General features: G+C 70.8%; 11 protein-coding genes. 4 read left to right on the forward strand and 7 right to left on the reverse strand.

All coding sequences use genetic code 11. The features are described from left to right. Positions 1-164 precede the first annotated feature (164 nt). From ACWD10_RS38020 to ACWD10_RS38030, 3 genes are read right to left on the reverse strand one after another with little or no spacing between them, the layout of a single operon-like run. On the reverse strand, positions 165-371 hold the full coding sequence (locus ACWD10_RS38020; protein WP_451098370.1) for an Hsp20/alpha crystallin family protein: 207 nt from the start codon (positions 369-371) through the stop codon (positions 165-167). Beyond that, positions 368-1,534, reverse strand: coding sequence for a baeRF2 domain-containing protein (locus ACWD10_RS38025; RefSeq protein WP_451098354.1), 1,167 nt, complete (start codon positions 1,532-1,534; stop codon positions 368-370). The genes ACWD10_RS38020 and ACWD10_RS38025 overlap by 4 nt, the downstream gene beginning before the upstream one ends. Positions 1,535-1,574: 40 nt before the next feature. Then, positions 1,575-2,099 (reverse strand): hypothetical protein, encoded by a 525-nt coding sequence (locus ACWD10_RS38030; RefSeq protein WP_451098356.1) that lies wholly within the window; start codon positions 2,097-2,099, stop codon positions 1,575-1,577. A gap of 180 nt (positions 2,100-2,279) precedes the next feature. On the opposite strand from ACWD10_RS38030, the gene ACWD10_RS38035 reads away from it, so the two are divergent. Beyond that, a complete protein-coding gene (locus ACWD10_RS38035; protein ID WP_451098358.1) occupies positions 2,280-2,420 on the forward strand; it encodes a hypothetical protein in 141 nt (46 codons plus the stop codon). Here ACWD10_RS38035 and ACWD10_RS38040 read toward each other — a convergent pair. Both ACWD10_RS38040 and ACWD10_RS38045 read right to left on the reverse strand, forming a co-directional pair. After that, on the reverse strand, positions 2,387-4,393 hold the full coding sequence (locus ACWD10_RS38040) for an aconitate hydratase (RefSeq protein WP_451098359.1): 2,007 nt from the start codon (positions 4,391-4,393) through the stop codon (positions 2,387-2,389). The two genes, ACWD10_RS38035 and ACWD10_RS38040, sit on opposite strands and share 34 nt — an antisense overlap. Before the next feature lie 72 nt (positions 4,394-4,465). Next, positions 4,466-4,693, reverse strand: coding sequence for a hypothetical protein (locus ACWD10_RS38045; RefSeq protein ID WP_451098360.1), 228 nt, complete (start codon positions 4,691-4,693; stop codon positions 4,466-4,468). Between the two features lie 31 nt (positions 4,694-4,724). Between ACWD10_RS38045 and ACWD10_RS38050 the strand changes: the two genes are divergently transcribed. Then, positions 4,725-5,645 carry a cytochrome P450 gene (locus ACWD10_RS38050; protein WP_451098361.1) on the forward strand — a complete coding sequence of 307 codons (921 nt, stop codon included), beginning with the start codon at positions 4,725-4,727 and terminating at the stop codon, positions 5,643-5,645. 24 nt (positions 5,646-5,669) lie between these two features. Next, positions 5,670-5,768 carry a ferredoxin gene (locus ACWD10_RS38055; protein WP_451098363.1) on the forward strand — a complete coding sequence of 33 codons (99 nt, stop codon included), beginning with the start codon at positions 5,670-5,672 and terminating at the stop codon, positions 5,766-5,768. An 832-nt stretch (positions 5,769-6,600) separates the two neighbouring features. On the opposite strand, the gene ACWD10_RS38060 is transcribed toward ACWD10_RS38055, so the two are convergent. Beyond that, on the reverse strand, positions 6,601-8,058 hold the full coding sequence (locus ACWD10_RS38060; protein ID WP_451098365.1) for an MFS transporter: 1,458 nt from the start codon (positions 8,056-8,058) through the stop codon (positions 6,601-6,603). Between the two features lie 118 nt (positions 8,059-8,176). Here ACWD10_RS38060 and ACWD10_RS38065 point away from each other — a divergent pair, with 118 nt between their 5' ends. Next, complete coding sequence (locus ACWD10_RS38065; protein ID WP_451098367.1) at positions 8,177-8,782, forward strand: TetR/AcrR family transcriptional regulator; 606 nt, start codon at positions 8,177-8,179, stop codon at positions 8,780-8,782. A gap of 36 nt (positions 8,783-8,818) precedes the next feature. Here ACWD10_RS38065 and ACWD10_RS38070 read toward each other — a convergent pair whose 3' ends face one another. Then, on the reverse strand, positions 8,819-9,229 hold the full coding sequence (locus ACWD10_RS38070; RefSeq protein WP_451098369.1) for a MerR family transcriptional regulator: 411 nt from the start codon (positions 9,227-9,229) through the stop codon (positions 8,819-8,821). Positions 9,230-9,744: the final 515 nt, after the last annotated feature.

The following is a 9,744-nucleotide window of genomic DNA, read 5'->3' on the forward strand; positions in this document are numbered from 1 at the left end:
GTCGCCGGGAGATCGCGGTCGACAAGACCGGCGGCTACCTCTACGCGGGACATGCTCCGGCTGCGGCGGCTGCTGCTTCGATCGATCGGCGCGGGACGGGTTGCGAAAGCCGCTCCCAGGGGACGGCCTACCGTGCGGCAGCGTCTCGACACGCACCGGAGTCGTCAGGACTCGGTGATCTTGATGTGCCGCGGCCTGGTGGCCTGCGCCTTGGGCACGGTGACGGTCAGCACCCCGTCATGGAGGGTTGCGCTGACCTCGTCCGCCTTGACATCGGCGGGCAGCGCGGCCCGGTACTCGAAGCAGCCGGTGCGGCGGGTGCTGCGGCGCAGCACGCCCTCGCGCTGTTGCCCTGACTCGCCCGCGGTCAGTAGCGCCGCAGCACACCGATCCCGTCCTCCAGAGGAGGTCCGTCGCTGGGGACGACGATCAGTTCGGCGCCGGTGGTGACGGCGGCGTGCAGCAGGGCGGCGTCAGCTGGTTGCCGCTCATAGCCGGTGAGGCCGAAGGTTTGGAGTTCCTCGGCGGAGAGCCCGATCTGCTCGAGGTCGCTGCTGACCCAGAGCGGGGGCCAGTCCTCGGCGGATCGGTTGACCAGCAGGGCTTCGGCCTGTCGGCGTTGCAGGGCCGCGACGGCGGAGGTCAGTCCCTCTTCGGTGGCGTGGTGGGCGCGCTGGGCGGCGAACATCTCAAGCCGGTCGAGGTCGTGTGCGGAGAGGCGGCCGCGGAAGAGGTCGGCGAGCTGAGGCTCGAGCAGGGCCCGGCCGGTCTGCTCGCCGTCGCCAACGCCAACGCCTCCGTCAACGTCTCCGCCATCGCCGACGCCTCCGCCTCCGCCTCCGCCGACGCCATCGCCATCACCGGAGACGGGGACTGTGGCCACACGATGGCGAACGGAGGTGGGCAAGCGGTTGGCGAGGACGCCACAGGCCCAGGTGTCCCCACAGAGCACGAGCGTGTCGGCGTGGCCGTGGTCGATGAGGTGGACCAGCTCGTCGGCGAGCCGCTCGGCCGCCTGCTGCCACTGGTGGACCGGTGTGTGCAGGTGGGTGAGGGCCCGTGGGGCGACCGCGCTGCTCGGCCAGCGGCCGGTCTGCAGCTTCACCCGTAGTTCCTCGGCCTTGGTGCCGCTGTCGTCCGGTGGGACGCGGGTGAGGAGAGCGGCGGCGTAGGGGATGTCGGGAGCGTGCTGAAGCGCCAAGGGCATGGCGTCGGGCAGCAGGTCATAGCTGGCTCTGTCCACGGGCGGAGGCTGCGGCAGCTCCTCAGTGAGGACCACTTCACCGTGAGTGGCGAAGAGGGCCTGGCCATGGCGGCCGGGCACGTCGGCGTCCGTCCCGACGGCTTCGGCGGAGGCGTCGGCGGTGGCCGGGTCGGCGCCGAGCTCGATGAGGTCCGAGCGCGCGTGGCGCCGGTGCAGCTCGATCGCCCTGTCCCAGTCCCCGGCGGCGACGACGTCCCGTGAAGTGTCCACGTAGACGGAGGCGTACGGGCCCGGCTGGGCATACAGGGGGTCGAGGAAACGCAGTTTCATGGAAATCGCTCCTTGCTCCGGCTCATGCGGCCTCCGCCCGTCATCGATAGAGCCGTACGGCGGGCTCGTGGTTCTCCTCCCAGCGGTCCCTGTCCCTGGCAACATTGCTGATCCGAGGGGGCTCCGACTGTGGCCAGATGTCTTTCCAGGAATCCTCCGTCTCCTCGGCGACGCGAACGGGCTGGCGGCACGGGGTGGACGCGTCGATGTCCGGGGCGCAGCTCCGCAGCTCGTCAGCCGTGGCCTCCGCGTCGCCCCGCACCGTGAAGGCCAGGAGTCTGAACGGGGCCCCGGGCCGCAGTTCGACGCAGATCACCGGATTGCCCGGCCGTATCGCAGCGAAGTCCTGCCCGCCGGGATGGCCGCGGGTGCCGACGCACAGCACGCCGGGGATCCAGACGCCGTGCTCAGCCACTCCGCGCAGCGCCCGCCACCAGTCGGGTTCCACTACCACCCGCTGCACGGCCGCCAGGGGCACGCGCACACTTCCCCGCCGCGCGGCCGCCTTCTCCAGCCACGACAGGCGCACCTCGAAGTCGTCACCCTTCACGAGAATCCGTGCCACGTTCACTCCCTCCCTTTCCTTCCCTTCCATTTCCTTCCCTTCCCTTCCCTTCCATCGTCGCTCCGAGTGGGGTTGATGACGCCCGACAGAGGCCCGACGGTCTCACCATGCGGTCGCCCGTTTACTCCCTATTTGGCGTCACCTTCAATGAGCCTTTCCTTCAGTTTGAGGAGATTCGTCATGAGCGAACATGTTCACGTTCGCCTCAGGGACGGCGTGCGGGTGACGGCCGACGGTGAACTGGTCGAGCTCTCCCACTGCCGCTGCGGCGCCACCTGGGCCAGGACCTACCGGGTGGCCGACGGCGCTCCCGAGGAATGAGGAGCGGCCAGGCTCGGGATGATGCCGCCGGCCACGACGGTGCGGCGGCGGTCGTCGGAGAGGCGATGGCGGATCTCGTAGCTCTCGTCCTTGGTGGTGTTGTGCAGTCGCAGGCGGGGGTCGGCTCCGGGGGCGAGTGCGGCGTGCAGGTTCTCAAGGCGTAGCCGGTCGTCGACGTCGATGCGGTCGTAGTCGTCGGCCTTGTCGAACTCCAGTGGAAGGACGCCGTAGTTGGCGAGGTTCTGCCAGTGGATGCGCGCGTACGACTTGGCGACGACCGCGCGCAGCCCCAGGTGCCGGGGCGTGATGGCGGCGTGTTCGCGGGAGGAGCCCTGGCCGTAGTTCTCCCCGCCGACGACGAAGTGCCGACCCGGTCCGGCGTCGGTGGCGAGTTCGGCGGCGCGCCGCGGGTAGTCGGGGTCGATGCGGGTGAAGGTGAACTCGGCGAGCTTGGGGATGTTGGAGCGGTACGGCAGTGCCTTCGCCCCGGCCGGTGAGATCTCGTCGGTGGATACGTTGTCACCGCACTTGAGCAGGACCGGGCCGTCCAGCACGTCGGGCAGCGGGTCGAGGTCGGGCAGGCCGGAGATGTTGGGCCCGCGTTCCAGGTCGATGCGCGTGGCCTGCTCGGGCGGCAGCGGCGGCTCGAGCATCGCGTGGTTCACCGAGGCGCGTTCGGGCAGGCGGAGCCGCGGATACGGTGTGCCCTCCTTGGCCGCCCAGTCGCGGGGGTCGGTGATTTCGCCGGTGAGCGCGGAGACGGCCGCCGTCTCCGGGGAGCACAGCCAGACCGCGTCCCCTTCGGTGCCCGAGCGGCCGGGGAAGTTGCGCGGGAAGGTGCGCAGGCTGGCCAGGCCGGGGACCGGGGCCTGGCCCATGCCGATGCAGCCCAGACATCCGGCCTGGTGGATCCGGGCCCCGGCGGCGATCAGCTCGAAGGTGGAGCCCGTCTTGGTGAGGTCGGTGAGGATCTCGCGGGAGGTGGGGTTGACGTCGAAGCTGACGGCGGGACGGGTCTGGCGGCCTGCGACGATGGCGGCGGCGATGGCGAAGTCACGCAGCCCCGGATTGGCCGAGGAGCCGATGACGGCCTGTCCGATGGGTTCGCCCGCGACCTCGCGCACCGGGACGACGTCGCCGGGCGACGTGGGGCGGGCGATGAGGGGTTCAAGGGTGGAGAGGTCGATCTCGTCGATGAGGTCGTAGACGGCGTCCGGTTCGGCGACCAGCTCGCGGAAGTCGGCCTCTCGGTCCTCGGCCCGCAGGAAATCCCGTACGGCGGCGTCGGCGGGGAAGACGGAGGTGGTCGCGCCCAGCTCGGCGCCCATGTTGGCGATGACGTGCCGGTCCATGGCGGTCAGCTCCGCGAGGCCCGGGCCGTGGTACTCGAGGATCCGGTTGACCGCCCCCTTGACGCCGTGCCGCCGCAGCAGTTCGAGGATCACGTCCTTGGCGCTCACCCACTCCGGCAGGTGTCCGGTCAGGCGGATCCCCCAGATCTCCGGCATGGTCACCCGCAGCGGCTGTCCGGCCATCGCGAGCGCGACTTCCAGGCCCCCGGTGCCCAGAGCGAGCATGCCGAGCGACCCGGCGGCGCAGGTATGCGAGTCCGATCCGGCCATTGTCTTGCCGGGGATGCCGAAGCGCTGCATGTGCGTGGGGTGGGAGACGCCGTTGCCGGGCTTGGAGTACCAGATGCCGAAGCGACGGCAGGCCGAGCGCAGGAAGGCATGGTCCTGGGCGTTCCGCTCGTCCGCCTGGAGCAGATTGTGATCGACGTACTGGACGCTGACCTCCGTACGCACCCGGTCAAGACCGAGCGCCTCCAGCTCCTGCATCACGAGCGTGCCGGTGGCGTCCTGGGTGAGGGTCTGGTCGATCCGCAGACCGACCTCGTGGCCCGGTTCCATCCGGCCGTCGACGAGATGGCCGTCGATCAGCCGATGCGCCAGCGTGCCGTGAGAGCCCGTCACACTGCCCACGGTGCGCGCCACACCCGGCACGAGCAAGCCGACGTGGTCCGGCGCGACGCGCATGGATCTGTGTCAGTCGTGCCCGCTGCCCGACAGCCCCAGCGCGCCAGGGCTGAGCGTGAGCGCGTTGGCGAGGTGCTCGCGGTGCCGGAGCAGCGCTTCGGGGGTGATGCCCTTGTCCGCCACGGCTTGGGCGAGGTCGTCGGTCGCCACTTTGAGTGCGGCGTTGATGGCGGCAGCCTGCACGCGGACCTCGAGCGCGTCGGTCGGCAGGCCGGTCGCGGACGGGCCCACGGGCAACTACGCCACCGAAGAGGCCGACCATGCACGCATGCGTCGGCTACTGACCCCGGCGTTCTCGGCCAAGCGGATGCGGATGCTCTCCGATCACATGCAAAACCTGGTCGACGGGTATGTGGACCAGCTGCTCGCCGAGCATGCCGCCGCACCCGGCGGGGTCGTCGACCTGCACACCGGTCTGGCCTTCCCGCTGCCGGTCGCGGTCATCTGCCGACTGCTCGGCGTGCCCGAGAACGACCGTACGTACTTCGCCTCGCTGTCGGAGCGCATGGCCAACTACGCCATCGGCGACGAAGCCCACCGGGCGCGGGACGAGTTCAGCGACTACATGACCGGTCTCGCCGAGGCCAAGCGCGCACGGCCGGGCGAGGACGTGATCTCCGACCTCGTACGTGCCCAGAGTGCCGACGCGGACTACGACTACGACGACATGATCGAGCTCTGCGTCGGGCTGCTGTTCGCCGGGCACGAGACCACGGTCAACCGCATCGGTCTGGGCACGCTCTTCCTGCTCACCCGCCCCGACCAATGGCAGGCGCTGACCGCCGACCCCGCCGGGCGGGTCAACGCCACCGTCGAGGAGATCATGCGCCTCGGCGCGCCCGGTGACCTGGGTCTGCTGCGGTACGCCCACACCGACGTCGACGTCGCCGGGGTCACCATCCCGCGCGGCGACGCCGTGATCCTGTCGATCAACTCCGCCAACCGCGACGCCTCCGAGTACACCGACGCCGAGACGTTCGACCCCGACCGTCCGGAACGCGTCCATCTCGGCTTCGGCCACGGCGCGCACTTCTGCATCGGCGCGAGCCTGGCCCGCACGGAGCTGCGCGTCGTGTTCGCCACGCTGGCCCGCCGCCTGCCCGGTCTGCGGCTCTCCGAGGAGCTCGATGAGCTGGAGGTGCGTACGACCCTCACCGGCGGTGTCACCGAGCTTCCGGTGACCTGGTGACTCCAGCGCGACGAGGACGGCATCGTGGTGCTCCTGAACGCCGATCCGCCGACCGAGCGACTGGCGGACCTGCGGCACGCCGCCGCGGGCTGCCCGGCACAGGCCATCAGCGTCGAGGCGTGACTCGTCCGGCCGCCTGCTTCTCGAGTTCCGCCTTGGTGAGCGGCGACTGCTCCCCGTCGGCCGCGTTGGCGCACCGCGGGCACGCGGGAAACCACCCGCCCAGGTGCGCAGGCCGATCACGACCGGGGCGAGGGAGGGTGATCGGTCGAAGGGCGGAGACGCGATGGGAGGCGAGACGCGACGGGAGGAGAGACCCATCCGCTTCTCGCGGATCCTGATTGCGTGGTGCACGGCTCGGTGTCCGCTTCCCCGCGCCTCTGTAGGCGAGTCCCTCCTCACTTTCAGTGAAGCACGGACCGAAGGCTCGGGCGAGGGCTCTCCGGGTACCGCCAGGAGCGCAGGGCCGACCGGTCCTCACCCCCCGGGGGGGGCACACTGCGCCGTGCTCGCTCACCCGTCGGGACGCGCAGCCGGTCCCTGGGGCATGGTCTGCGTCGTCGCGGTGTGGGCGCTGACCGTGACCGGGGGGTGGGCCCTGGTCTACTGGCCGCCCATGCCCGAAAGCTTCGCGCACTCCTCCGAGCTCGTCCCGGCCGAGCACGGGGGGGGGCGGTGGACGCGGTGTACATCTCCTTGGTTACGACGGCGACGAGAACACCTCACTCCCCCGGCACATCGGCCACGCCCTCGGCCTCGGCCTCGCGGACGGAGCAGCAAACGCGCGCCCTCCCCGCGTCCGGCGCTCAGCCACGGTCGGCGTCTTCACCTCGTACGCCTCCGACCACGGCCACCGTCCCTGAAGGATCAGCGCGGCGCCTCGACGACCGACCGTCACGCAGACGACCGACCGTCACGCAGTCGCCGTCCCGCAGGACATGGCCGAGGGCCGGGCTCACCGGACCCGACCGGCGGCCTCGTCGCGGTGGGATGGTGCGGGCGGCAGTACGCATGCCAAGACGGCGACGGCCGCGCAGACGGCCGCGATGGCCAGGAACACCGTCCGGTAGGAGGCGGCCGTGCCGTGGGCCGAGGCTGCGAGGGTGACCAGGGCGGCCAGGCCGACGGCGCCGCCGATCTGCCGGGTGGCGTTCATCAGGCCCGAGGCCGCGCCGGCGTCCTGGGAGCGGATGCCGGAGGTGACCGTGGTGGTGATCGGGGTGATCAGCAGGCCCATCCCGGCCGACATCACGAGGGCGGGCCCGAGCAGCCCTTCCACGTAGCCACTGTGATCGCCGATACCGCTCTGCCACAGGAATCCGGCGGCGGACAGCAGCGCACTGCCCACCATCAGGTTTCGAGGGCCGCTGCGTCGCATGACCGCGGGGGCAAGTCGGGCGGCGGCGATGCCGACCAGGGTGTGCGGCAGGAAGCCGATGCCGGTCGCCAGCGCCCCGTAGCGCAGGACGTCCTGCATATAGAGCGAGAGGAAGTACCACATGGGGATGAAGCAGGCCCCGGCGAGGAGCATCACCGCGTTACCCGCCCACACCGGCCGCATCCGCACCAGGCGCGGCGGCACCAACGGCGCGGCGGCGTAGCGGACTTCGGCCACCGCGAACAAGGTCAGCGCGAGGACACCCACGGCCAGACCGGTCAAGGTCGTCGGTCCGCTCCAGCCGTGCCGCTCGGCCTGGGTGACGCCGTGGACGAGCGCGCTCACGCCCACCGTGGCCAGCACCGCCCCCGGCAGGTCGAGTCGCCCTCTCCCGGTCGCCTCGGCCGAGCGGTCGGCGGGCAGCAGGCGAACGGTGGCGAGTACGGCGGCCGCGCCGACGGGAACGTTGATCAGCAGGATCCATCGCCAGGACAGCGACTCGGTGAGCACGCCCCCGATCACGTTGCCCGCCGCACCGCCCGCGGAGCTGACCGCCGTCCAGATCGCCAACGCCCTTATACGGGCGGGCCCTTCGGCGAAGGTGGTGGTCAGGATCGTCAGGGTGGCCGGAGCCAGTACGGCGGCTCCCAGGCCCTGCACGGCCCGCATCCCGACCAGCAGCCCCGGCGTGGTCGCGAGCCCGCCCACCAGACTCGAGGCGGAGAACAGCACCAGGCCCCACACGAAGACCCGGCGGCGCCCGTACAGGTCCGCGAGCCGCCCGCCGAGCAGCAGGAACCCGGCGAAGACCAGCGCATAGCCGCCCACCACCCACTGCAGCCCGGCCGCGTCGAAGCGCAGGGCGGACCGGATGGAGGGCAGGGCGACGTTCACCACCGAGACGTCGAGGACCACCATGAACTGCGCCGCGCACGCCAGCCACAGGACCGCCGACGCGGCGCGGCGGCCCGGGACTTCACCCCTCGACCCGGCGTCCGGTCGGCTGCCTGTGCCGGGTGCTTCGCGATTCCCCATGCCCTCGCCTCCCCATGCTCTCGCCCGAGGTCGTCCGCCCAGTTTTTATCGTACGGCGGTACTATGAAAACTCATCGCCGCACTCGGCGGAAGGGAAACGGAAGGGGAAGGGGAACCGGTGCCGAAACGGGTCGATCACGCCGAACGGCGGGCGCACATCATCGACGCCCTGGTCCGGGTAGCCGCGGCCGAAGGGCTGCACGCGGTGACGCTGCGCGCGGTCGCCGCCGAGGCGGGCATGTCACTGAACCTGGTGCAGTACTACTTCGACACCAAGGCGGGGCTGATGCACGCCGCCCTTGAGCGCCTTGAGGAGCAGAGTCACGCCCGCTGGTCGGCCCGCCTCGCCGGGCTGCCGCAACCGGTGACCGCACTCGCCTTCGTCGAGACGTTCCTGGCCGAGGCGTTGCCCACCGACGAGGCCGGCCGCGCCTTCCACCTGGTGTGGACCTCGTACGCGGTGATGGCCATGACCGACCCCGAACTCGCCGCCCAGCCCTTCGTCGAGGGCCCCAACCGTCTGGAGCGACAGTTGACCGACGTACTCCGGCAGGCCAAGGACGAGGGCGCGCTCGACCCGTCACGGGACGCGGCGGGCGAAGCCGCGCACCTGCTGACCCTCTCCCACGGCCTGGGCACCAGCGTCCTGGTCGGTCAGCGGAGCGCGACGGATGCCATGCAGATCCTGCGCTCCCACCTGAACCGGCTGTTCGCCTCCTCGTAGGACGGGAACCGAGCGCGCACGCGGAGCGAGTCGGCGTCAGCCTGGCAAGCTCCCCGCTTCCAGATGACGGCGCAGGGTGGCGGCGAAGTCCTCCGCGGCCATGAGCTGGGCGCGCAGAGTCTCGCAGCGGGCGTCGGCGACCTTGCGGTACGAGTCGAGCCGCTCGGTCAGCCGTGCCCGCTCCTCGCCGGTGGGCGGGTCCTCCGTGACGGCGAGCCGGTCGGTGATCTCGAGGAGATCGCGCATCTCCTCGAGGCTGAAGTCGAGGGGCTTCATGCGGCGGATGACCATGAGGCGGTCGACGTCGGCCTCGGTGTAGAGGCGGAAGCCGCCCTTGCTGCGGGCGGAGGGGATCACAAGCCCGACGTCCTCGTAGTGGCGGATGGTGCGCAGCGACAGGCCGGTCCGCTCGGCCACTTCGCCGATCTGCATCTGCCGCTCGCTCATCGCCGCATCTTCCCCTTGTTGTTTCCGCCGTCGTTTCCGCCGTTGTTCCCGACGGTTTTCAAATCCGCGATCTCTACCATCGTACGTGAGGCGAATCACAGGATCTTGGGCGCCGTTTACCTGCATTTCACAAGCCTCAGGTCGCACTCTGCCGTCACGTCAGGGTAGTCTTTTTGCGATCGTCGCCGCTGTACAGAGGTACGACCGAGACGTTCCGTCGCTCCAGGAGCCCCGACCGGGCCCCGGCGGCACCCGAAGACTTCCGGGCAATGATGCCCGACCGGCGGCCACCGCGGCCGCCCACCCTCCGGCAGGGCCCCCGACGCGGCCGGGCCACCGGAAGATTCCCCCCTCAGGTCCCGAGGGCGGGATCACGCACGAACGCGTATGGGTCGACCGGCGACGGTGACGCCTGCGCCCGAACGGAAACGGTTGCATGTCCTCACCGCAGTCCTCCTCCCTGTCCGCGCGGCTGTCGCGCCCTGACTGGCTGGCGTCTCCGAAGGTCTTCCGTA

The organism is Streptomyces sp. NPDC002851, from assembly GCF_053591935.1.

Bases quoted from the DNA above. Each gene is read 5' to 3' on its own strand.
- ACWD10_RS38025 (WP_451098354.1), bottom strand. From the start codon at position 1,534: ATGAAACTGCGTTTCCTCGACCCCCTGTATGCCCAGCCGGGCCCGTAC.
- ACWD10_RS38035 (WP_451098358.1), top strand. From the start codon at position 2,280: ATGAGCGAACATGTTCACGTTCGCCTCAGGGACGGCGTGCGGGTGACG.
- ACWD10_RS38050 (WP_451098361.1), top strand. From the start codon at position 4,725: ATGCGTCGGCTACTGACCCCGGCGTTCTCGGCCAAGCGGATGCGGATG.
- ACWD10_RS38060 (WP_451098365.1), bottom strand. From the start codon at position 8,058: ATGGGGAATCGCGAAGCACCCGGCACAGGCAGCCGACCGGACGCCGGG.
- ACWD10_RS38070 (WP_451098369.1), bottom strand. From the start codon at position 9,229: ATGAGCGAGCGGCAGATGCAGATCGGCGAAGTGGCCGAGCGGACCGGC.